This is a genomic window from Streptomyces sp. NPDC058685 (assembly GCF_042714725.1).
Taxonomy (GTDB): Bacteria; Actinomycetota; Actinomycetes; order Streptomycetales; family Streptomycetaceae; genus Streptomyces.
The window spans coordinates 5,422-28,447 of the sequence record NZ_JBHXSL010000007.1; the positions used below are offsets into that span (position 1 = coordinate 5,422).

Annotated in this window: 19 protein-coding genes; 6 read left to right on the forward strand and 13 right to left on the reverse strand. The window is 69.1% G+C overall.

Annotated elements, in window-relative coordinates; translation table 11 throughout:
• Window positions 1-154: 154 nt before the first annotated feature.
• On the reverse strand, window positions 155-1,672 hold the full coding sequence (locus tag ACFWU3_RS08470) for a CehA/McbA family metallohydrolase (RefSeq protein WP_384433097.1): 1,518 nt from the start codon (window positions 1,670-1,672) through the stop codon (window positions 155-157).
• Window positions 1,673-1,796: 124 nt separating this feature from the next.
• Window positions 1,797-2,120: a hypothetical protein gene (locus tag ACFWU3_RS08475; RefSeq protein WP_384433100.1), complete on the reverse strand. Its 324-nt coding sequence runs from the start codon at window positions 2,118-2,120 to the stop codon at window positions 1,797-1,799.
• A 137-nt stretch (window positions 2,121-2,257) separates the two neighbouring features.
• Here ACFWU3_RS08475 and ACFWU3_RS08480 point away from each other — a divergent pair, with 137 nt between their 5' ends.
• Entirely contained in the window at window positions 2,258-3,106 is an 849-nt protein-coding gene (locus tag ACFWU3_RS08480) for an LLM class F420-dependent oxidoreductase (protein WP_384433103.1), read from the forward strand.
• A 299-nt stretch (window positions 3,107-3,405) separates the two neighbouring features.
• On the opposite strand, the gene ACFWU3_RS08485 is transcribed toward ACFWU3_RS08480, so the two are convergent.
• The 6 genes from ACFWU3_RS08485 to ACFWU3_RS08510 form a co-directional block, all read right to left on the reverse strand.
• Window positions 3,406-3,726 carry a hypothetical protein gene (locus ACFWU3_RS08485; RefSeq protein ID WP_384433106.1) on the reverse strand — a complete coding sequence of 107 codons (321 nt, stop codon included), beginning with the start codon at window positions 3,724-3,726 and terminating at the stop codon, window positions 3,406-3,408.
• Window positions 3,727-4,000: 274 nt separating this feature from the next.
• Window positions 4,001-4,789 carry a colicin immunity domain-containing protein gene (locus tag ACFWU3_RS08490; RefSeq protein ID WP_384433109.1) on the reverse strand — a complete coding sequence of 263 codons (789 nt, stop codon included), beginning with the start codon at window positions 4,787-4,789 and terminating at the stop codon, window positions 4,001-4,003.
• A 16-nt stretch (window positions 4,790-4,805) separates the two neighbouring features.
• Window positions 4,806-9,446: a putative T7SS-secreted protein gene (locus ACFWU3_RS08495; RefSeq protein ID WP_384433112.1), complete on the reverse strand. Its 4,641-nt coding sequence runs from the start codon at window positions 9,444-9,446 to the stop codon at window positions 4,806-4,808.
• Window positions 9,446-10,093, reverse strand: a complete 648-nt coding sequence (locus ACFWU3_RS08500; RefSeq protein WP_384433115.1) for a hypothetical protein — start codon at window positions 10,091-10,093, stop codon at window positions 9,446-9,448. The genes ACFWU3_RS08495 and ACFWU3_RS08500 overlap by 1 nt, the downstream gene beginning before the upstream one ends.
• The gene (locus ACFWU3_RS08505) at window positions 10,090-10,572 is read right to left on the reverse strand and encodes an SseB family protein (protein ID WP_384433118.1); all 483 of its coding nucleotides are present in this window, start codon (window positions 10,570-10,572) and stop codon (window positions 10,090-10,092) included. The genes ACFWU3_RS08500 and ACFWU3_RS08505 overlap by 4 nt, the downstream gene beginning before the upstream one ends.
• Window positions 10,573-10,755: 183 nt before the next feature.
• Window positions 10,756-11,238, reverse strand: coding sequence for a hypothetical protein (locus ACFWU3_RS08510; RefSeq protein WP_384433121.1), 483 nt, complete (start codon window positions 11,236-11,238; stop codon window positions 10,756-10,758).
• Between the two features lie 112 nt (window positions 11,239-11,350).
• Here ACFWU3_RS08510 and ACFWU3_RS08515 point away from each other — a divergent pair, with 112 nt between their 5' ends.
• From ACFWU3_RS08515 to ACFWU3_RS08530, 4 genes are all read left to right on the forward strand, one after another.
• Window positions 11,351-13,939 (forward strand): bifunctional FO biosynthesis protein CofGH, encoded by a 2,589-nt coding sequence (locus tag ACFWU3_RS08515; RefSeq protein WP_384433123.1) that lies wholly within the window; start codon window positions 11,351-11,353, stop codon window positions 13,937-13,939.
• Between the two features lie 189 nt (window positions 13,940-14,128).
• Window positions 14,129-14,260, forward strand: coding sequence for a hypothetical protein (locus tag ACFWU3_RS08520; RefSeq protein ID WP_384433611.1), 132 nt, complete (start codon window positions 14,129-14,131; stop codon window positions 14,258-14,260).
• Window positions 14,261-14,455: 195 nt separating this feature from the next.
• The gene (locus ACFWU3_RS08525) at window positions 14,456-15,376 is read left to right on the forward strand and encodes a zinc-binding dehydrogenase (protein ID WP_384433126.1); all 921 of its coding nucleotides are present in this window, start codon (window positions 14,456-14,458) and stop codon (window positions 15,374-15,376) included.
• A gap of 238 nt (window positions 15,377-15,614) precedes the next feature.
• Entirely contained in the window at window positions 15,615-16,730 is a 1,116-nt protein-coding gene (locus ACFWU3_RS08530) for an ADP-ribosylglycohydrolase family protein (protein ID WP_384433129.1), read from the forward strand.
• A 105-nt stretch (window positions 16,731-16,835) separates the two neighbouring features.
• Here ACFWU3_RS08530 and ACFWU3_RS08535 read toward each other — a convergent pair whose 3' ends face one another.
• Together ACFWU3_RS08535 and ACFWU3_RS08540 are read right to left on the reverse strand one after the other, a co-directional pair.
• On the reverse strand, window positions 16,836-18,425 hold the full coding sequence (locus tag ACFWU3_RS08535; RefSeq protein ID WP_384433132.1) for a sodium:solute symporter family protein: 1,590 nt from the start codon (window positions 18,423-18,425) through the stop codon (window positions 16,836-16,838).
• 373 nt (window positions 18,426-18,798) lie between these two features.
• The gene (locus tag ACFWU3_RS08540) at window positions 18,799-19,581 is read right to left on the reverse strand and encodes an SDR family oxidoreductase (RefSeq protein WP_384433135.1); all 783 of its coding nucleotides are present in this window, start codon (window positions 19,579-19,581) and stop codon (window positions 18,799-18,801) included.
• Between the two features lie 84 nt (window positions 19,582-19,665).
• Here ACFWU3_RS08540 and ACFWU3_RS08545 point away from each other — a divergent pair, with 84 nt between their 5' ends.
• Window positions 19,666-20,517: a hypothetical protein gene (locus tag ACFWU3_RS08545; RefSeq protein WP_384433138.1), complete on the forward strand. Its 852-nt coding sequence runs from the start codon at window positions 19,666-19,668 to the stop codon at window positions 20,515-20,517.
• A gap of 114 nt (window positions 20,518-20,631) precedes the next feature.
• Here ACFWU3_RS08545 and ACFWU3_RS08550 read toward each other — a convergent pair whose 3' ends face one another.
• The 3 genes from ACFWU3_RS08550 to ACFWU3_RS08560 all read right to left on the reverse strand — a co-directional run bounded on the left by ACFWU3_RS08550 (window position 20,632) and on the right by ACFWU3_RS08560 (window position 22,972).
• Window positions 20,632-20,841, reverse strand: a complete 210-nt coding sequence (locus tag ACFWU3_RS08550; protein WP_313945767.1) for a DUF397 domain-containing protein — start codon at window positions 20,839-20,841, stop codon at window positions 20,632-20,634.
• A 206-nt stretch (window positions 20,842-21,047) separates the two neighbouring features.
• Complete coding sequence (locus ACFWU3_RS08555) at window positions 21,048-21,905, reverse strand: helix-turn-helix transcriptional regulator (protein WP_327683197.1); 858 nt, start codon at window positions 21,903-21,905, stop codon at window positions 21,048-21,050.
• A gap of 338 nt (window positions 21,906-22,243) precedes the next feature.
• Complete coding sequence (locus ACFWU3_RS08560) at window positions 22,244-22,972, reverse strand: GPP34 family phosphoprotein (RefSeq protein ID WP_313945769.1); 729 nt, start codon at window positions 22,970-22,972, stop codon at window positions 22,244-22,246.
• Window positions 22,973-23,026 lie beyond the last annotated feature (54 nt).

Below are 23,026 nucleotides of genomic sequence, written 5' to 3' on the forward strand. Positions count from 1 at the left end.
GGGGGGGTGCTCCCCACCCCCCCCCGGGGGGGGGGGGGGGCGGCGGGCCGGGGGGGGGGGCGGGGGCCCGGGGGGCCCCCCCCCCCCCGTCCGTGTACTGCGGGCCCCGGCAGCCCGTCCGTGTACTGCGAGGTCCCGGCAGCCCTTCCGTGTACTACGTCCCGAGGAACACAGGGTTGGTGAACGCGGCGAGCGGACCCGGCAGCCCCGGCACCAGAACCGGGTGCCGGACCTCGGCGCGTACATAGGTCGCGTACTCCGGCGTCGTCCGCCACTCCACCGTCCCCGTGCCCGACGCCGGCAGGGTCACCGTGTGCAGCACGCCCTGGTCGGTCACGAACCGCGCCGAGCAGCCCGGGGCGCCGGTGACCTCAAGGCGGACCGTCACCGGGGCGTCCTCGTCGACGCGCAGGCGCTCACCGATCCCGGCCTGCTTGCCGCGCCCTCCGGTCGCCGAGAACGACAGCGACACCGCCTTCGACTCGGCGACATAGCTGCGGCCCGCCCTGATGCCCTCGAGGATCGCCTCCCGGGTCAGGTCGTCGGCGAGCACCACGGTCTGCGGGGTCCCGATGGGGTCCGGGTCGCGGTGCGCGTCGCTGTTGCCCATGGCCGGGGTCCAGCGCCCGCGCGAGCGGGCGGCGACGGCCAGCGTGCTGTCCCAGTCCGCGAGCGACACCTCGTCGTCGGGGGTGTAGGGGCCGTTCCACACCTCCAGCGCGTCCGCCTCGGCGAAGCCGAACTTCCAGTTGCAGCCGATGCAGGTGGCGTGCGGGTGCGCGGGCACGACCAGACCGCCGGCCCGCCGGATCTCGCCGGCGTAGTGCCCGAAGCGGTTGTCCCTGGCGCGGTAGCGCCAGTCGACGAAGGTCCCCGGGTCGGTGCCGAGCGCCAGGACGTGCCCGTTGCGGGTCGTGACCTCCTCGCCCGTCAGGATGAGCAGATCGTCGCCCGCGAGGTCCGCCCAGTGCGCGTGCGCGGAGTGCGTGTTGTGCTCGGAGGAGTTGATGAAGTCGAGCCCGGCGGCGCGCGCCAGCGTGGCGATCTCGGCGAGGGTGCGCCGCCCGTCCGAGTACACGGAGTGCACATGGCAGTCGCCCCGGTACCAGGCCCGGCCACGGCCCTTGGCCCGCTCCGGCGGATAGACGGGCTTCGGCGTCCGGCCGGGGGCGCCGTACCGCAGGGTGATGGTCACCTCGTACGCGAGACCCTGCGGCGCCACGGTGTACGGCCCGAGCGCGATGTGCCACGTCCCGGCGCGCACGGGCCCCGGGATGTACCCGGGCGTCGCCTCGTCGGCCCGGATGAAGAACTCGGTGCGGGCGCCGCCCGACCAGCCGCGGAACCCCTTCCCGCCGAGCGCCGTGCCCCGCTCGTCGAAGATGCCGATGTCCAGGGCGTTGCCCTGGGTGCCCGCGGGTACGACGGGCCGCTCGTAGCTGTACGCCACGTGCAGTTCCCGTACGCCCCGCGGGATCTCGACGGGGAGGTACACGAAGTCGGGCGAGCCCGGCGGCAGGGTGCCGCGGACGACCTCGGTGTGGTCGCCGGTGTCGTCCCCGGCGCCGGCGGGCGCGGCGTTCGCGAAGCTCACAGTGCCCAACGTAAGGGCGGCTGCGGCTCCCGTCACGAGCAGTCCGCGTCTACCCAGCGCGTGTTCGTCCTTGCACATGGCGTCGGCTCCCCAGGGGCGGTGAGTGGGACAGGAGTGGTGTACTCAAACCCTGGTATTGAGCCGTGAACTGCCGTGCAAGGGAAGGGGTGCGGCGGGTTGCGCGTGCCTTTCGGGGCGGGTTTCAGTCGCTCTTCCTCCGCCGCTGCACGAGGAGCGCGATGATGACGATCAGCGCGACGATGATGATCAGGCCGATGATCAGCCCGGCCCCGAAGCCGCCCTTCTTCTTCTTTTTCTTCTTCTTGCTCTTCTTGCCCTTGGCGACCGTGGAGGCCTCGGTGTCGGCCTGGGCGACGGTCGACGAGACGCCGGCCGGGGCCGCCGAGCCCGGCTTCTGAACCGCCGTCACCCCGGTCGGCGCGGGCGATGCCGAAGCGACCGGCGCACCCACCAGCAGCGCCCCGGACAGCACCAGGGCCGTGGTGGCGATACGTACACGCATCATGAAGCGGAACCTCCCCGTTGTGGCCGAGGGCCTGATCCAGAAGACAGGCCCTGGCCCGGTGTCGCCGGGCTCTCGGCATCTGGCACCGTACGGCATACGTTTGGGCCGCCACCAGAGACGATGACGGAGGGTTCCGTATGCGGATCTCGACCACGATCTTCCTCACCGACGAGACGATCACGCCGGTACGGCTCGCACGCGAACTGGAGGAGCGGGGCTTCGCCGGGCTCTATCTGCCCGAGCACACCCACATCCCGGTGGAGCGCGTGACGCCCTACCCCGCGGGCGGCGACCTCCCGCCCGAGTACGGCCGCACGCTGGACCCCTTCGTGGCCCTCGGCCAGGCGGCGGCGGTGACCTCGGGGCTCGGCCTCGGCACGGGCATCACCCTGATCGCCCAGCACGACCCGATCGACCTGGCCAAGCAGATCGCCACCCTGGACTTCCTCTCCGGTGGCCGCTTCACGCTGGGGCTCGGCTTCGGCTGGAACAAGGAGGAGGCGGCGGACCACGGCGTCGAGTGGACGACGCGCCGCGAACTGGGCCGCGACAGGATGCGCCTGATGCGGGCGCTGTGGACGGCGGAACCGACGGCGTACAAAGGCGAGTTCGGCTCGGTCCGCGCCTCCGACGCCTACCCGAAGCCGATCAGCGGCCCCCGCACCCTGATCGGCGGCGCGGCGGGCCCGAAGCTGTTCTCCCACATCACGGAGTACGCGGACGGCTGGCTCCCGATCGGCGGCCGCGGCCTGTCGGAGTCGCTCCCGGTCCTGCGCGACGCCTGGTCGGCGGCGGGCCGCGACGTCGCGACGCTCCAGGTGGTCCCGTACGCGGTCCTGCCCTCACCGGGCAAGCTGGCGCACTACGCGGAACTGGGCGTGGAGGAGGTCGTGCTGCAACTCCCGCCGGCGGGCGAGAGCGAGGTGCTGCGGGTGCTGGACGAGTACGGGCAGTACGTGGAGAGCTCACCCGCCCCGGGGGCCTGAACGGTCGGAGCGCCGCTGCGGGGCCCCTGAAGGGGCACGAGGGCGGCGGCGGGTACGGCGGCGACGGTGAGCAGAGCGACGAGGACGAGCCGTGAGGTGGTCACGCCCCCAGAGGCTGCCGCGATCTTGGGGGCGGGCCGGGGAGACACGCGTGCGGGGGTGCGGGTGGTACCCGGAGGGGGGATGGGTCGTGTACCGAGGTCCGGGTGGGTGGGGCTTTCGGTACGCGAGGGGGAGCGGGGCCCTTAGGGCGAAGCCACTCCCGAGGCCGCCGTGAGGGGTAACGCTCTGCCCTCGGGTTATGCCATGTCCTCCGGTCCGTCGGCGGGCGCCGACGGACCAGCGGCCAGAATGCTTCCCCGGACGAGGCCCGACATCGTCCCACCGGTCAGATGCACCTTCGCCGTATGCATCACGTCGAAGGCATCGACGTCCTGGCCGTACCGCTCGATCCTGTCGAGGCGCAGCCGAACCGTTCCACTCGGGCGATTCGGGCTGGCCTCGAGCATGAATATCTGCCCGACCCGGGCGACCCCTCCGACACACCGCACGATGCAAACGCCGCCGGAGCCGGTCTCCTCGACCACTTCGTATATCTGGATTCTGCTTGACTCCCTCATGCCCCGTCCTTTGGTGTGATGTTGGACCGTCTGAACACGCTGACGATCGGAAGGCTGGAGGCGTTAGTTGAGTTGCGGTGGGGGCCGCGCTCGCTCCCACCTTCGCCAGCCCTCTGTGCCGCAAGGTGAATTGCGAACACGTGACGTGTGAGTGGCGCCCGCTGGTGATTACGGGACAGCTCTCAGGTCGAGATGCCATAGAGGTATAGCGGGCGGTTATGCCTCCTGCGCGGTTCGCATCCATGTGTTGAGGAGACGAACTGAGTCCGTTCGGCTACGGAAGGTTAGCGGCGATATCCGCCACGCGACGTCGGAGGTCTTCGTCACTCATGTCGTCCTCGTCTCGGAGGCTTGGATCTATGACGTACTCCTCGAGCGTGTAGAACACTTCGTCCAGCGCATTCGTGAGGGCGGCCCCCAAGCGCTCCCCGATGTTCAGTGCGTCGCGACGCGCAGCGAGCCACTGTCGAGCAAAAGTCGGCCCATCCAGAGTGTTTGATGCGAGGTCCCCCATCAGGGCCAGCTGTCGCCCAGTGTGGCTACGGTCGGGGACCTCAGCAGCTGATTTCCATGATCGGTTGGCCGGCGGGAAATTTGTGGCAACTTCCATGATGTCGGGCCTCCTATCTTCGACCTTTTGCGCGTACCGCAGGAAGTTGGTTCTGGCGCTGGCAATTCCTTCCGGCACGGCTCCTCTCATGAACTCGCTGGAACCCGCAAAGAGGGCGTATCCAGGCCTTATCAGTGCCGCCCCGAGAAAATTTTCAGCGACGAGTAGTAGCCCGGTTTCACATCTTATCCGGACTGCCACTCCAAGCAACTCCTCGGCGTCGAGCGGCATTTCGGCGACTGGGACCGCGTTGAGGTTCAGGTTGAGCGGCGACGCCAACACCTTTACCGCGCCGACTTCTCGGGAGCCGGATACCACTCGCCCAGCCGTTGCAGGGCTGGGGCTGGAATGGTCAGGCACGGGCGCGAGGCTTTTGGTGCTCACCGCGAGCCAGTCACTGCGAAACCTTTGCGAAGGAGACAAAATGCTTTCGATCAACTCGAAATTATTCATGCGGCTTGCTCATTTCCTACCTCAGGAACCCACGGTCAACGATACTGCGGAACTGACTCTCGCCGAGATTCCACGCCGACCAAAACTTTCCATCGGCGTGCAACATGACCATCCGCTTCGTCCCTGGATCGATAAATCCTATGGCTTGTCCCTGGCCGCGATAGTCGTACCTGTAGATCTTTGTGTCGGGTGCGGTCATATGGCTTCGCATGTTCTGTTCGAATTCTGTCATTGACTGTTTGTTCCGGTTGCCGGTGACGCCGAAGTCTGGAGCGTGTGCATCGAACTTCTTGCTCATCACCTTCTGGCTGGAAAAATCGGCCTTTTGCTCCCACTTGGCTTTTGCGTCTGGACAGGGGCTGAGCCCGAGAGGGTCTGACCACGTGTGTGGATTGTGTACGTAGGTAGAGGGATTGGGGGCTGGGGACAAGCCGAGGGGGTCGGAGGAGAGATACCGTGCTGTCTCAGGCTCGTAATGGCGAAGGTAGTTGTAGTGATGGCCGGTCTCAAGATCGTGATACTGGCCGGGAAACCGCAGCGGGGTGTAGGCGTTCGCGCTTCTGGTCCAAGCAGTGGCCCCCCATAGAGTGGTCATAGATCGCCAGGCAACGAGTCCGTCTTCATCTACTAGTTCGGTAGGAGTGCCGACGAGGTCGGTGATCACGGCGAAGAATCGAGAGTCGATCTCCTCTTGTGGTGCTTCAGTCGCTGTGATGCGCTCGACCTGGCAGATCGGGATCAGGCCATCGTGTTCCCAGGTCAGGGTTACGGGATTGGGAAGTGTTCCAGACTCGGCAGTCTCCTCGCACAGGGTGGTGTCATCCCAAGTGAAAACGGTCCGCTCGGCGACGGTCGTACCATCGTGGGCCATCTGTAGTTTGGCGATACGGCGGCCTAGGGGGTCATAGACATAGCGCCAAAGCACGCCGTCCGGGGTGATGACGCTGGTCAGGCGATCTTCGACATCCCACTCGTACCGCCAGGTATCGGGCTTGCGTGACAGCCGGCTCTTCTGCCGGAGGACGACGCGGCCGTGGACGTCGTGCTCGTAGCGGACGCTGCCGGCGCGGGTGATGCGGGTGCCCGAGCGTGTCCGCGCACCCGTGGCTTCATGGCCTGGGTGCGTGCCCGGCCAGTACGCTTCGGTCTGGTTGCCCGCCGGGTCGTAGGCGTAGTGCTCGCCCCAGTTGGCCGCGTGGACTGCGGTCACGCGGCTGGCGGCGTCCAGGTCGAAGGTGCGAGTGCCCGAGAAGTGGTCATCGACGCGGACCAGGTTGCCGTCCGGGCGGTACGTGTACCCGCGGCGTTGGAGGCTGCCGCTCGCACCGGTGACTTGCTGGTCAACGAGACGGCCCATCGCGTCGAAGGCATGGGTGAACGTAACCGCCTCGCCGATGTGGCGCGCCAGCTCCTGTCCCAATGCGTCACGTTCGAATGTGAGGGTGCGGCCCGAGACTGCCAGCTGCGTACGTCGTCCCGCCGCGTCGTACGACCAGGTGCTGACGGTCCTACCCGGCGTCGTCCTGCCAGTACGGCGACTCAGGGCGTCGTACTGGAAGGCGAGCTCTTGGCCGTTTACCGTCTCGGACCTGAGCCTTCCGTAGCGGTCGCGCATCCGGGTCAGCGTCGCGTCCTGGTTGGCTGCCGTCGCGAGCTCGTCGAATATGTCGTACTCGTACGTGGTGACGGAGCCGTCGGCGTCTTTGCGGGTGATCTGTCCCAAGGCGTTGCGCTCGAACCGCACACTCTGCCCGAGGCCGTTCGTCCTGGCGGCAAGTCGGCCCGCCGGGTCGAACACGTAGGTCAACACGCGGTCGTCGAAATCCGTTTCCGAGACCAGCCGCCCCGCCGCGTCATATGAGTAGTCCCACGTCAGGCCCTGCGGATTGGTGACCCGGGTCAGCCGCAGGTTGCTGTCGTGGCTGAACTCGTACCTCACGCCGTCCGGCCCCGTGCGAGCCACCAGAAGGTCGAAGTCCGTGTACTCGAAGGTCGAGACCGCGCCCATGGCGTCGGTGTGGCTGACGCAGTTGCCTTCGCCGTCGTAGGTCCACGACTGCTCGGTGCCGTCCGGCTCGATGCGCCGGGACGGCTTGCCCTCCACCGACCACGCCAACTGCGTGGCCGCGCCGAGGGCGTCAACGACGCGGACAGGCCGCCCGAACGCGTCCCGCTCGTAGCGGGTCGTCGCCCCCAGAGGGTCGGTGATCTCGACCGGTAGTCCGGCGCGGTCGACGCGCACGGACGACGTGTGCCCCAGAGCGTCCGTTACCGATGCCAGGTGACCCGCCGCGTCGTACGAGAACCGGGTCGTCGCCCCCGAGGGCTCCGTGACCGACGTGCGGTTGCCCCGATCGTCGTACGTCTGCCGCGTAACCGTGCCGTCCGTGCCCCGGATGTGTACCGGGAGCCCCAGCTCGTTGTACTTCGCGTGCAGCTCACGTCCGTCCGGGCGTACAACAGTGATCGGGCGGCCGGATTCGTCGTACACGGAGCGGCTGGTGCGACCCAGCGGGTCCGTGACGGACAGCAGCCGGTTGTGGTCGTCGCGTTCGAAGAGGGTGCGCGCTCCCGTCGCGTCGATCTCGCCGACGACCTGAACACGTTCGTCGATGAGGTAGCGCTCGGTATGGCCGAGGGCGTCCGTCACCGAGTTGACCCGCAGGCCGGTGTCGCGGTCGACCTCGTCCCAGCGGAACGTCGTCGCGAGATGCCCGTTCGTTCCGGATTGGGCGACGCAGCGGTCGTGTTCGTCATAGACGTAGTCGAAGTGACTGCCGTTCCTGTCCGTCCAGGATGTGATGCGACCGTGCTCGTCGCAGCCGAAACGCAGCGGCAGACCCGAGGAGTTGATCACCTCGGTGAGGTGGCCGTCGGTGTACCCGTACCGCAGGATCTCCTGGTCGGAGCCGTCCGCGGCGGCGCCGGCCAGGTGCAGGGCTGTGATGCGGCCGTCGTCCGTGGTCAGCTTCAGGTGGTAGCCGCTGTGGTGGACGATCGACGTCGGCGCGCCGTCCTCGTCGTACTCGAACGTGATCCAGCGCCCGTTGCGGTCATCGACCTGTGCCAGCAGAGCGAGTTCGGGGTTCCGTGTGGTGAAGTGCCGGACACGGCCCGAGTCGGGGTCGGTGATCGTGTAGCCGCCGCCCGCGTCGATCTCGAGGGGCCACTCTCTCCCGTGCGTGGGCAGCACCGGAACGCCTGGCGCCGGGTGCGGATACGCCAGCAGGCTGACGTCGTCGCAGATGAACACGACGCCCTCGGGATCGATCTCCAGGCGCTGGTCGGCGGTGCTCGACCATGCCGGGCCGAACCAGCCACCCGCTCGGTACGACGACTCGAAGGTCCTTTCAAACACCAGCGGCAGCGACGCCGGCAGCGCGATGTCCGTCTGCGGCAGGATCATGCGTCCCGTGGCGACATCGACGGGGTCCTTCTTGCAGACCTTCTCGCCGCACTCGCGACTGTTGCCCTCGGGTTCCTTGTCGTGCCCCGCACGCCCCTTCCCCGGCGGCTGGTCCGCAAGGTCCTTCGCCCCGGTCTTCAGCCCGGCACGCAAACCTCCCCGAGCCAGGCCCGTGCCCTTCGTTCCGAGCACCTCCGGCACCAGTCGCCCGAAGAACTCCCCTGGGTCGCCTTTCGCCGCCTCCCACGCGTTCTTCAGCGCCCTGTCCGGGTTCGCCGCCGTCGAGGCCAGGCCCGCAAGCGTCGTGTTGAGGCCCTTCCAGTACTCCGCCGGGTGCGTGATGTTGTACGGGTCGATCGGGTTCACCGAGCGGACGAAGTTCACCAGGCCCGCCGTGCCCTTGATGACGCCGCCGCCGAAGTGGGCCAGTTCGACTCCCTGGCCCATGCCGTAGTCCGCGAGCTCGAGCGTCAGCTTCTCGCGGCCCGTCGGCTCCTTCGGCGCGTGCGCCATCGCCGCCGTGACCGCCGACTTCGCCGTGTCCGCCGCCTCGTTGCGGTGGCGGCGTGCTTCCTTGAGGATCTCGTGCGCCCGCTCGCGCTTGGCGACACCCGGGTCGGAGAAGGGTTCGGGGCGCGGCGGCGGGTTGTCGCTGTTGCGGGCCGCGTTGTAGGCGTCGACCTTCTTGTTGTACGTGTCGGCCGCCGTCTTGGAGGACTCGTTGCCCTCCTTGTAGAGGGCGATCGCCTCCTTGGCCTTGCCCTGCGCGCCGGTGACCGCCTTGGAGTACGTCTCCAGTGCCTTCGCCGCGTCCTCGAAGGCGTCCGCCGCGCGCAGCCAGTCCGTGGGCAGGGTCTGGAACTTCTCCCGGAAGGTGTTGGCCGCCTCGCCCTTCCAGTGGCTGGAGTCGAGCTTCTTCATCCCGCCGCCGACCAGATCGAACGCCTTCTGGAAGTCCCGCAGGTTCTTCACGGTGGCGGCTATCTTGCCCGGGTTGCCGTGGATGAGCTCGTTGGCCTCCTCGGTCTGGCCCAGCTGCTGTTCGCCCACCTCCGCGCCGAGCGACGACGCGGTCTCATCGCCCCAGTCCTCGACGGAGTCCGCCCAGTCGTGCGCGCCGACCTTGTCCAGGCCGTCGCCGACCTTGTCCGTCGCCCAGTCGACACCCTCGCCGACCTTCTCCTTGGCCTTGTCGATGCCGCCGTCGATGGCATCGATGCCCTTGTCGGCCCATGCTCCCCAGTCCGGCATCAGCGGTTGTCCCCCCAACGCGGCTCTTCGGCCTGGGCGATGGTCTGCTCATCCGGATCGAACGTCTCCCGCAGATCCGCGTCGGCCGCGTCCCGCACCTTCGGATCGATGAGACCCGACCGCTCCATGGAGTCCAGCTGGGCGTCCATCACGTCGTAACCGGTGTTCTTCCAGGTCTGGTTGACCTCTTTCTGGGCTTCGGAGAAGGACTCGCCGCTCCAGGTGGCACCGTCGAACGCGGACTGGGTGCTGATCTTGTCCCAGCTCATGCCCTTGACCTCTTCCTCGGTCAAGTGCGGGTTCCCGTTGAGGGAGTTCACCCCGATCTTGATCGAGTCCTTGACGTACTGCTCCTGTTCGGCGAACGAGCCCGCCGACAGGCCGACGCCCTGTGCGAAGCCGTTCCCGCGCAGCGTCAGCGCCCGCACGCCCCACTCCCAGCGGTCGCAGAAGGTCTGGAACTGGTCGGTCAGGCCGGTGTGGCCCAACTCCATCCCGGACAAGGCCAGATCAGAGAAGCCGCGCCCCACGCTCGCCTCGCCGATCATGCCGAGGTCCTTCAGCTCGGCATGCGCCAGGTTGATGCCCTTGGCGATGTCGGCGAGAGCCGCCGGCGGTACGTTCAGATCAGAGCCTTCGCCGCTCACTGTGTTCCCCCGAGATCGACCGCCACCGCGTCGGGCACGATGCCCTTCACCGGCGGAAAGAGCATTCCGTCGTCGCTTGCCGCATCGAGCGCGACACCGGCGGGCATGCCGAGCATCGGCACCATCACATCCAGCAGCCGTGCACCGAGGATCGTGCGGTACGTCCACTCACGGGCGGCGCCGCCCTGGGCCTCGGCGAACCGGGCCAGGGACTCCTCGTTCGAGAACGCGCAGATCCAGCGGACGCCGTTCTGATCAGCGGTCCACAGGCTGCCCTGGTCGTCGAACGGCACCAGTACCGCCGTACGCCGGAATTCGCCGAGCAACACGGCAAACTCGTGCTTGCCGCGTGCTACAAGGACCTCTTCCGACGGTGGCTCCGCCCCGCCCGCCCCTGGTGAAGTCGCCGTCGAGCCAACCAAATCGGCCAGCCTCGACTGCTGACCCGGCTCCTCGGAGCCGCCCCCGTTCTCCGTCATGCGTAGCATCGTGCCATGGTCGTTTTTTCGAAAGCAACGGGGTAAATGTGGATTAATGAGGGGTGAACCGAACGAATGTGCCTGATTGATGCCTCAACCACTCCCGTCGGCGTCACCGGCGTCCAGCACCCAGTCGGCCCCGCCACCAGCTCGTACGGCCCGCTGGACGGTTCGAGCGCCGGATCAGCCCAAGCTGACGCTCCACACATCGCCGTGCCCCACCCAGGAGTCGCGCTCTTCATGGTCGTTGTTCACGATCACCGACACCTTCGTCGCCGCTGCCCGGTACTCGAGAAAATCGCCCTGATCCGTCATCGCGAGGGCGGGGGAGTCGGGAGTCCGAGCGAGTTCCTCTCGCAAGTCGGCCCATGTCAGGTACTGCGGGAGGTCGACCTGCATGTCCTGACGCCACATCTCGGCTCGCTCGTATCCCGACGCCAACCTGTGCAGTTCGAGCGCCCCGCCGCTCACCACCCAGTCCGGCCCCGGGTTGAAGTAGAACTCCAGGAAGCCGTAGTCCCGTCGTAGGGAGTGGCCGCTCTCGTCCACCACGTCCACGTGGCTGGAGGGAATGGCCCGGTCGACCTCGCTGAGGGTCGAGCCGATCCCGACCCCGTGCAGCCGACCCGTCACGATGAACGAGGCGATCAGTTGAATGGCGGTCACGGCCAGTTCTCCGGTTTGTCGATGAGGTCCTGCACTTCTTCGGCGCGGTTGTGCCTGGAGCCACCCCCGTCGCCCCCTACCCACCACACCACCAGCTCGTATCCTCGACCCCATGACCGATCACCAGCCCGAACCCCCCGCGCGGCCCACCCGGAACGCCATGCGGCGCGCACTCAAGCGCGCCCGGGACGGGGTGGCTCTCGATGTCGGGGAGGCCGCCGTGCTGTTGCAGGCGCGGGGGGAGGATCTCGACGATCTCTGTGCGTCCGCCGCCCGGGTGCGGGATGCCGGGCTGGAGGCCGCCGGGCGGGCCGGGGTCATCACCTACTCCAAGAGCGTGTTCATCCCGCTCACCCGGCTGTGCCGGGACAAGTGCCACTACTGCACCTTCGCCACCGTCCCCGGCAAGCTCCGGCGTGCCGGGCACGGGATGTTCATGTCGCCCGACGAGGTGCTCGCCATCGCCCGGCGCGGGGCCGAGATGGGGTGCAAGGAAGCCCTCATCACGCTCGGCGACAAGCCCGAGGACCGGTGGCCCGAGGCGCGGGAGTGGCTGGAGGCCGAGGGGTACGACGACACCATCGCGTACGTACGGGCCATGGCCATCCGGATCCTGGAGGAGACCGGGCTGCTGCCCCATCTCAACCCCGGGGTCATGACCTGGACCGACTTCCAGCGGCTCAAGCCCGTGGCGCCGTCCATGGGGATGATGCTGGAGACCACCGCGACCCGGCTGTGGAGCGAGCCCGGCGGGCCGCACCACGGGTCGCCCGACAAGGAACCCGCCGTGCGGCTGCGCGTGCTGGAGGACGCCGGGCGCAGCTCCGTGCCGTTCACCAGCGGGCTGCTGATCGGGATCGGCGAGACCTACGAGGAGCGCGCGGACTCGCTGTTCGCGTTGCGCCGGATCTCGCGGGCGTACCACGGCATCCAGGAACTGATCCTGCAGAACTTCCGCGCCAAGCCGGACACGGCGATGCGCGGTATGCCGGACGCCGAGCTGGACGAGCTGGTGGCCACCGTCGCCGTCGCCCGGCACATCATGGGCCCGTCCGCCTGTCTTCAGGCGCCGCCGAACCTCGTGGACAGCGAGTACGGACGGCTCATCGGCGCCGGCATCGACGACTGGGGCGGGGTCTCGCCGCTGACCATCGACCATGTGAACCCGGAGCGGCCCTGGCCGCAGATCGACGTCCTCACCGAGCAGTCGGCCGCCGCGGGCTTTCGGCTGGAGGAACGGCTGTGTGTGTACCCGGAGTTCGTCCGTCGCGGTGAGCCGTGGCTCGATCCGCGGCTCATGCCGCACGTACGGGCACTGGCCGATCCGGAGACCGGGCTCGCCAACCCCGAAGCCCCCGTGCAGGGCCACCCGTGGCAGGAGCCCGACGAGGGCTTCACCGCCGCCGGGCGTACCGATCTGCACCGGACCATCGACACCGACGGCCGCACCCACGACCGCCGTGACGACTTCGACGAGGTGTACGGCGACTGGGAGTCGCTGCGTGAGGCCGCCGCCCCCGGGATGGTGCCGCAGCGCATCGACACGGATGTGCGGGGCGCGCTGAAGACCGCGGCCGACGATCCGACCCGGCTCACGGACGACGAGGCACTCGCCCTGCTGCACGCCGACGGGCCGGCCCTCGACGCCCTGACGCGGATCGCGGACGAGCTGCGGCGCGATGTCGTGGGCGACGACGTCACCTACATCGTCACGCGCAACATCAACTTCACCAACGTCTGTTACACCGGCTGCCGTTTCTGCGCCTTCGCGCAGCGGCGCACCGACGCCGACGCGTACACCCTCTCCCTCGACCAGGTCGCCGACCGGGCGGCGCAGGCGTGGGACGTCGGTGCGGTGGAGGTGTGCATGCAGGGCGGTATCCATCCCGACCTGCCGGGCACGGCGTACTTCGACATCGCGCGCGCCGTGAAGGAGCGCGTCCCGGGGATGCATGTGCACGCGTTCTCCCCGATGGAGGTCGTCAACGGCGCCTCCCGGACCGGCCTGTCGATCCGCGAGTGGCTGACCGCCGCGAAGGAGGCCGGGCTCGACTCGATCCCGGGCACCGCGGCCGAGATCCTCGACGACGAGGTCCGCTGGGTGCTGACGAAGGGCAAACTGCCCACCGCCACCTGGATCGAGGTCGTCACCACGGCGCACGAACTCGGCATCCGGTCCAGCTCGACCATGATGTACGGGCATGTGGACCAGCCCCGGCACTGGCTCGGCCACTTCCGGACGCTGGCGCGGATCCAGCAGGAGACCGGCGGGTTCACGGAGTTCGTGACCCTGCCCTTCATCCACACCAACGCGCCCGTCTATCTCGCCGGCATCGCGCGGCCGGGGCCGACCGCCCGCGACAACCGCGCCGTGATGGCGATGGCCCGCCTCCTGCTGCACCCGCACATCACCAACATCCAGACCAGCTGGGTGAAACTGGGCACGGAGGGCGCGGCCGAGATGCTGCGCTCGGGTGCCAACGACCTCGGCGGCACCCTGATGGAGGAGACCATCTCCCGTATGGCGGGATCCAGTTACGGCTCGTACCGCTCGGTGAAGGATCTGGTCGCGATCGCCGAGGCGGCGGGGCGGCCGGCGAAGCCGCGGACGACGCTGTACGGCGAGGTGTCCGAGGAGCGGCAGCAGGCCGCCGCCGCGTCCGACGGGCATCTGCCGGAGCTGCTGCCCCTGGTGGACTGACGCACGCCGCACGGTCACGCGCCGGGAGGATCTCGACCGGGCGGACCTGCCGGCGCCGGACACCGCGGCGGCGGTGGGGGAGCGCGGTGAGGTGTACCGCTTCATGGGCCGGGAGGAGGAGGCGGTCGAGCAGTCGACCGGGCTCTGGCGCTCCATCCGGTGTACACGTGGGCGCCCGGCAGCCGGGCGATGGCGTACGCGGCGCCGGGGCGGCCCGAGAGGGCGTTGGCGGACCTGGAACGGGCCCTGGCGCTCGACCCGGACCACGCGTGGGCCCTGGCGCAGCGGGAGCGGCTGCGGGGCGGAGACGCGCCTGGGTGAAGGGGCCCGTGACACGGGGCGCCGGCAACTCGGCGAGCGTCCGTGGCAGGGGTCGCCGACAGCGGCAAGGTCGGCACGGCAGGCGCCGTGAACCCTGCCGCCCCACGCATGCAGAGATCAGCACCCTGTTCAGCACCACGCACAGCACCGGTCCGGCACGCCGTGCGGACCGACCACCGTCACCAAGGAGCCGACATGTCCGTCAGAGCCCTCGTCGTGGACCCGTCCGCGACCGACGCCGTTCGCCTGACCGAAGTGCCCGAACCCGTACCGGGGCCCGGACAGGTGCTCGTGGACGTCCACCACGTCTCGCTCAACCACGGCGACCTCAACGACGCCCGGTCGGGACGCGTACCCGAGGGGGCCGTGCTGGGCTCGGACGCCGCAGGCGTGGTGGTGCGGTCCGAGGGCGCGGGACCCGCGGTGGGCACCCGGGTCGTCGCCCTCTCGTCCGGCGCCTTCGCGGAACGGATCGCGGTGGACGCGGACGCCCTGGCCGAGATCCCGGACGGCCTCTCGCAGGCGGAGGCGGCGGCGCTGCCGGTCGCGGGGATCGCCGCGCTGCGGTCCCTGCGGGCCGCGGGTCTCGCCCCGGGCAAGCGGGTACTGGTCACCGGGGCATCGGGCGGCGTCGGACGCTTCGCGCTGCAACTCGCCGCGGCCGCGGGTGCCCGGGTGATCGCGTCGGTGGGCTCGGCCGCCCGCCGCGAGGGGCTCGTCAAGGCGGGTGCGGACGAGGTGGTGGTGGGCCTGGAGGGTCTGCGCCGGCCGGTCGACGTGATCATCGACAGCGTCGGCGGCCCGCAGATGGTCGCGGCCTGGGAGCTGCTGGCGCCGGGCGGCAGCCTGCAGAGCGTCGGCTGGACCTCGGGGGAGCCGGCCGTCTTCCCGCCGTACTCGACGATCGGGCCCGCCAAGTCGCTCACGTCGTTCGTCAACGACCTGTCCGCCCCGGCCGCCGACCTCGCCCTCCTGGTCGGGTACGCGGCGGAGGGGAGCCTCGCGGTGGAGATCGGCTGGCAGGGCCCGTGGGAGCAGTTCGCCGACGCGGCGGACGCCCTGCGCCGGCGCACGGTACGGGGCAAGGCGGTGCTGCGGGTGACGGCGACGGTGTGAGTCACCGGCACCCGGCGGAGGGCGACGGTCGCCGGGCGGGCGGTGCGCGGTGGCGCGGCGAGGAGCCTGTTGAGGCCGAGGCCCCTGGGGCTCCTGAGGCGCGACTCGCTCAAATCCGGCCCGACGTGCGACCCATCACATACCGCATCGGCCCCCTTACAGCCCTGAACCGATCTCCCGCGGTCGATTAAAGTGCTCCGCCAGGTGCATACGTTCGACGTCCAGGGAGGGACGCGCGGTGAGCGCAGCAGCCACAGCCGTCTGGGGGCGTGCGGAACAGCAGGACTTCCGTGCCCGGGTGCGCGGCGCCCTGCTCGGCGGTGCCATCGGCGACGCGCTGGGCGCCGGGGTCGCGTCCCTCACGCTGGACGAGATACGCGCCACACACGGGCAGGACGGCATCGGCGATCTCGTACCCGCCCACGGCCGTCGCGGCGCCGTGACGGCGGCGACCCAGCTCACCCTGTTCACCGTCGACGGGCTCATCCGCGCACAGGTCCGCCGCGACACCGGCGCCTGGCATCCGCCCACCGATGTGCACCGCGCGTATCTGAGATGGGCCGCCACGCAGCGCGACTGGGGACCCGACGAGCGCCGCAAGGACAACGGCTGGCTCGCCCGCGAGGAGTGGCTCTACACCCGCCGCGACCCCTCCCGGTCGACCCTGGTCGGCCTCGGCGACGAGACGATGGGCACCCTCGAAGCGCCCAAGAACCCGACCGCGCGCGATGGCGGCGCGCTCGCCCGGTCCGCTCCGTTCGGGCTGCTCGTCGGCTGGGAGCCGCAGCTGGTGTTCCAGTTGGCGGTGGAGTGCGCGGCCCAGACGCACGGGCACCCGACCGCGTATCTGTCGGCGGGGGCCTTCGCGGTCATCGTGCACGGACTGGCCCGCGGGGAGACGCTCGACGGCTCCGTGCAGCGCGCGCTCGCCCTGCTGGCCGCCCGCCCGGGGCACCAGCCCGTCACAGACGCCCTCAAGCACGCGCTCGGCGCCGTACGCCAGGGCATTCCGAGCCCGGCACGCATCGCGTCCCTCGGCGAGGGGCATCACGCCGAGGACGCGCTCGCCATCGCCGTCTACTGCGCGCTCGTCGGCGAGGACATCCGGCACGGCCTGCGGCTGGCGGTGAACCACGACGGCCCCTCGGAGACGACGGGCATCGTGACCGGCTCGCTGCTCGGGGCGCTGCACGGCGAGACGGCGCTGCCGCCCGCCTGGCTGTCCGAGATCGAGGGCCGTCCCACGATCCTGGAGCTCGCCGACGACTTCGCGATGGAGATGACCCAGGGGCCGGCGCTGCACGGACCGACGATCAACTCCCCGGGCTGGCTGGCCCGGTACCCCCGCAGCTGACCCGGCCGGTCGCGCTTTCGGCACCGGCACGGACCTGCACCGGGGCCCGGCTCCCCCCTCGGGAAGCCGGGCCCCGGTGCGCAGGGGGCGTCCGTCAGCGCGCCGTCAGCCGTCGGCCCCTTCGCGGCCGAGGACCTTCTCCCCGGCGGGCGCCGTCTGTCCCGGCACGGTCGCCGCCGCGGCACCCACCTCCGGGCCGTCGTCGTCCGAGTTGATCCGGGCGATCACCGCATCGCGCTCGGGGGTGTCCTCCGGCTTGAGGAAGCCGATCACGATGTAGAGCACCAGCGAGATCGCGAGCGGTACGGACACCTGGTACTGGAGGGCCACATCGGTCCTGGCGGTGCCGTCGATCTCGTAGTTGAGGAAGAAGAACGCGATCAGACCGGCCGCCCAGCTGGTGAGCGCCGCCGTCGGTCCGGACCTGCGGAACGGACGCAGCAGGCCGAGCATGAACGGGATCGCGATCGGTCCCATCAGCCCCGCCACCCACTTGATCACGACGGTGATGATGTCCTTGAACGTGGGCGAGTTGACCTGTGTCGCGATCGCCATCGACAGCGCGAGGAACGCGATCGTCGACAGACGGGCGGCGATGAGCCCCGACCGCTCGCTCCAGCCCCGGGCCTTCTTCGACAGCACGGGTGCGATGTCCCGGGTGAAGACGGCGGCGATGGCGTTGGCGTCGGACGAGCACATGGCCATGGTGTGCGAGAAGAAGCCCACGATGACCAGGCCGAGCAGTCCGTGCGGCAGCAGCTGCTCGGTCATCAGCGCGTACGAGTCGGAGGCGTCCGGCTTCTTCGCCTCGATCAGCAGCGGCGCGCACCACATCGGGAAGAAGAGCACCAGCGGCCAGACGAACCACAGGATCGCGGAGAGGCGGGCGGAGCGCGTCGCCTCGCGGGCGTTGGCGGTCGCCATGTAGCGCTGCGCCTGGTTCCACATGCCGCCGTTGTACTCGAAGGTCTTGATGAAGAGGAACGCCAGCAGGAAGGTCACCGTGTAGGGGCCGGCGGTCGCGTCCGCGTGGCCCTGCATCTCCGGCTCGTCCCACACCGTCCACAGCGTGCTGAACCCGTCGAGTTCGCTCATGACGGCGAACAGCATCGCCAGACCGGCGAACAACTGGATGATGAACTGACCCAGTTCGGTGAGGGCGTCGGCCCACAGACCGCCGATGGTGCAGTAGACGCCGGTGATGACACCGGTGATGAGGATGCCCTGGTTGAGCGAGATGCCGGTGAAGACGGAGAGCAGGGTGGCGATGGCGGCCCACTTGGCGCCCACGTCCACGATCTTCAGCAGCAGGCCCGACCAGGCGAGCGCCTGCTGGGTCTTCAGGTTGTAGCGGTTCTTCAGGTACTCCAGCGGGGACGCGACGTGCAGCTTGGAGCGCAGCCGGTTCAGCCGCGGGGCGAAGAGCTTCGCGCCGATGAAGATGCCGATGGCGATCGGGAGGGACCACGTCACGAAGGACGTGACGCCGTACTTGTACGCGATGCCCGCGTAGCCGGTGAACATCACCGCGCTGTAGCCGGACATGTGGTGCGAGATGCCCGACAGCCACCACGGCATCTTGCCGCCCGCGGTGAAGAAGTCGCTGACGGTGTCCACGCGCTTGTGCGACCAGAGTCCGATCGCGACCATCACACCGAAGTATCCGATGAGCACGGTCCAGTCGAGACTGTTCATGTGCCCCCTCCTGGGGTCCGCCTTGTGAACGTCCATGGCACTTCGTCAGTACGTCCGATCAGCGGCGCCCCCGTGCGGGATCGGGGACTTCCGGGATTGAACCGCCTGTTCGGGCGGCGGGTCAAGGGTTTCCGTGGTCATAAATGTGAACGCAGATCAGAAAGCAGAACGATTTTGCTCGTTCTTGACCTTCGAGGGCGTTGTCGTGAACGTGACGACGGCCACACCATGAGCAGGCACTTCGTCAGGCTCCGGCCACAGAGAAAGACCGCACGGGATGCGGGTCCCGTGCGGCCGAGGAAAGGTGAGGCCAACTGCCCCCATGAGTAAGCCTGTTGGCGCGACAGCGCTGGGGGCCTGTTCGGATCAGGTCCTACCGCATGAGTTCGCCGGCGTTGACCAGCAGCGACTGACCCGTGATCGCCCGGGCCCGGTCGGAGGCGAGGAACGCGGCCGCCTCCGCGACATCTCCGTCCGTCGCCAGCTCGGGCAGCGCCATCCGCTCGGTGAGCCGGCCGAGCACCTCGGTCTCGGACACCCCCTCGGTGTGCGCGGTGAACTGGACGTACGCCTGGACCGGCGGGCCCCACATCCAGCCCGGCAGCACCGTGTTCACCCGGATCCGGTCCGGGCCCAGCTCCCGGGCCAGCGAGTACATCGCCGAGGTCAGAGCCCCCTTGGACGCCGCGTACGCCGCCTGCCACACCTGTGAGGGCGCGGCGACCGCCGACTGCGTACCGATGATGACGACCGAGCCGCCGCGCTCCTTCAGGGCGGGCAGGCAGGCCCGGGTCATCCGCAGGGTGCCCAGCAGGTTCACATCGATGACCTGCTGCCAGGTCGCGAAGTCGGCGTCCGCGAGACCGCCGAAGTAGCTGTCCCAGGCGGCGACATGGACGACCGCGTCGACCCCTCCGAAACGCTCCACGGCGAGCGCCGCCAGGGCCTCGCACTGCGCCTCGTCGGTGATGTCGGTGGGCCGGTAGGCGGTCCGGGCGCCCTCCGGATCGATCTCGCCCGCCGACTTCGCGAGGTTCTCCTCGGTGCGCGCCCCGAGGACGGCGCGGCCCCCGTCGCGTACGACGGTCGCGGCGATCTGATGGCCGAGCCCGGCGCCGACGCCGGACACGATGACGGTCTTCCCCTGCAGCAGCATCTCGGCGGCTCCCGGCTCTGGCGAAACATCTGACGGCCCGTCAGAGTAGGGGCGTCCGCGGACGGAGGGAAGGGAGACGGTGGAATGAGCGACCGTACGACGAGCGACACCCGCAGCGAGGTGTACGCCGAACTGGCCGGTGTGGGCCCGTACGGAGTGCGCCCCGGCCATGCCCTGATCACGATGGTCGAACCGCACCCGGGCCACGAGTACGCGTACAACCGCTGGTACGAGGACGACCACTACTACGCCGGCGCGATGGCCATGCCGTGGATCTACGCGGGCCGCCGCTGGGTCGCCACCAGGGACCTCCAACTGCTGCGCTACCCGGAGAAGTCGGCGGTGGCCCAGCCGGTCACCGCGGGCTGCTACATCTCCACGTACTGGATCACCGACGGCCGCTACGCCGACCACATGAAGTGGACGGTCGGCATCAACAAGCGCCTGAACCGCGACGGCCGCGTCTACCAGGACCGTACGCACGTCTTCACGGCCTTCCAGGACCACGAGGCGACGGTCTACCGCGACGGAGCGGCGGGTCCGCGCGACCATCACGCACTCGACCACCCCTACGCCGGCCTGGTCGTCGAGGTCATCGACACGGACGGCCCGGAGCAGCGAGCCGAACTGCTGGACTGGCTGCGCACCCGTCACCTCCCGAAGCGCCTCGCGGGCTCCGGCACGGCCATGGTGACCGTGTTCCGCCCCACCCCGCTGCCGGGCGACCGCATGACGTACGTCAAGCAGGTGGAGGGCGTCGACACGCGCCTGACGCTGCTCTGGTTCCTGGAACAGGACCCGCGGGAGCGCTGGGACGCCGACTTCGCGGATCTCGACGGGGAGGTCGCCGCGTCGGGTCTCGGGCGGGTGGAGCTGGTGGCGCCGTTCATTCCGACGGTGCCGGGGACGGACCGCTACGTGGACCGGTTGCGCTGACGGACCCGGCCCTGCATGTGGCCGAGCCCCCTCGGCCGGGACGGCGGACCAGTCGAGAGGGCTCTGTCAGGTGGTACGTGGACAACAGGTGCTCTTCGGTACTCGGCGTACGGCTCAGCCGAGATCGAAGGCTCCCTGTCCGACCTCGTTCACGAACGCGTTCCACGATTCGGGGACGAAGCTGATCGACGGGCCCGCGGGGACCTTGGAGTCCCGGACGGCGATGGCTTGCTCGACGGGTGACTTGACCTCTACGCAAGCACCGTTGCCCGTGGAGTACGAGGACTTGGTCCAGGTCTCCGTGGCGCCCTGAATGATTGCCATGTTCGCTCCGCTTGTGCGAGTGATGGTGATGTGCGCCAACCTTCGTGCTGGCGTGATCGACGCTACTCGCCGCCATCGGCCGGTGAGGCAGCCGTTCACTCGACCGGATGGCATATTCCAGATGACACCTCCGCCGCACCTGGCGGGGGTGTACCTTACGGTTTTCATCGTTGCGAACGCGTTCCTGACGGCCTTTCGGCCAACTCCTAGCGCGCGTAGTCCTTGGCGATGTCCGCGATGAAGGCCCGCGTCTGGTCCACGTTCAACGCCTGGGCGCGCAGGTGCTCGTACATGACGCTGTACTTCTGGACGTCGTTGGCCTTCTCCAGATACAGGTCGCTCGTCACGCCCTCGATGTAGACCACGCTCGAGTCCGAGGCGTCCGGGAACTCCAGGATCGCGTACTGGCCGTTGATCCCCGGGTGCGCGCCCATGTCGAAGGGCAGCACCTGCACGGTGACATGCGGCAGCTGGGACAGCTCCACCAGATGCTCCAACTGCTCACGCATCAGGTTCTTGCCGCCGACGAGCCGGCGCAGTGCGGCCTCGTCGATGACGACCCACAGCCGCAGCGGATGGTCGGAGTCCTTGATCCGGTCCTGGCGGCGCAGCCGGACGCTGACCCTCTTGTCGATGTCGGTGGTGCCGGTCTCCGGCAACGCGCCCGCGATGAGGGCCTCCGCGTACTGCCGGGTCTGCAGCAGACCGGGCACGACCTGCGGTTCGTACACCCGCAGGCTCGCCGCGTCCGTCTCCAGGCCGATGTAGACGCTGTAGGGGATGTCGCCGAAGGCGTGCCACCAGCCCTGCTGGCGGGAGTCCTTGGCCATCTGCATCAGGGAGTCGACGATCCGGTGGTCGTCGACCTCGTACACGCCGCACAGGTCGCGGACATCGCGCTGGCTGATGGAACGGCGGCCGTTCTCGAGGCGGCTGATCTTGGACTGCGACACCAGCAGGCGTTCCGCGACCTCTTCGGCCGTCATGCCCTTCAGCTCACGGAGCCGGCGCAGCTCCTGGCCCAATCGGCGTCGCCTGACGGTGGGATTGACACTGGACGCCACGGAAACTGCACCTCCGGCTGCGTTGCTGAGCGTATCTACCGCTCAGCAGACTGCCACCAATGGTCATGGCCGCGCTGAGAAATAGCCACACGCGCGGCACGCACCGTACGGAGTCCACCACCATGTGGTCACAACGGGAGCACAGGCGGAAGGGCATGCGGCACCGGACGCGAGGCCGCGAAGGACACGCGGACGTGAAGGACACGCGCGGACGCGCGGGGCGGCCGTGAGGCTGCCCCGCGCGTCATGTGCGGCTCCCGAACCGGGTCATGGGGACGTCGGTGCGGCGAAATACCGGTGGTGCTGTCCTGCTCTCGGTGCGGATCGTGCTGCTGAACTCAGTGCGCCGGGATGCGGGCCATGGTCCCGCGGTGCGGCTGCATCGACGCGGCGGCCACCTGACGGCTACCGGTCGCTGCGGCGGGATTGCGGCGTGGCTGAGCGGCCACACCGTTCTGGACGTCCATCACGGCGTGCGCCACGAGACCGCCCATGGGGTCGTGCCTGATGAGATCCCGCAGACGGGATCGCGAGGAACGCCCCTCATTCCCTGGGTACAGATGCTTGCCGAGTCCGACCGCGTGGGCCAGCGCGGCGAGCGCCGCGGTCCGCGGGTCCGGCGGTACGCCGGTGCGGATCGCACTGTCCAGCCGGGCTCTGATGTCCCGGCTGATCGCCGTCTCCGTCGCCTGGTAGCGCGTCGTCGGCAGCACCCCGCACATCTGGCCCGCCACGGCATGCACCATGCCGCACCGCTCCAGATGGGAGAGGTAAATCTGGCGCAGCCCCAGCCGGGGCCCGCCAATCCAGTGAACTGCGCGAACCGGGCTGCCGCGTCTGCGCAACAGCTCCAGTGCGGAGTCCAGTGTCGGATCTCCTGTCGGCCGTGGCATCACCACGGCGATACGATCCCCGTCCGGGGCTATCCGTCCTGCCAGAGCCAGCTCCACTAGCTGAGCTCCGGCCAGGCCGAGGTCGAGCGACTGCGGCTGCGCTGTGGTACCCGTGGTCGGGTCCAGAGCGAGCAGCAGAAGCTCTTCCGGAAGTGTTCTGCGGCTCCTGCCCATCCATGCCTCCCCGCGTGGATGAATGACAGGGTGACCCCTCTCACATTGGTCTGT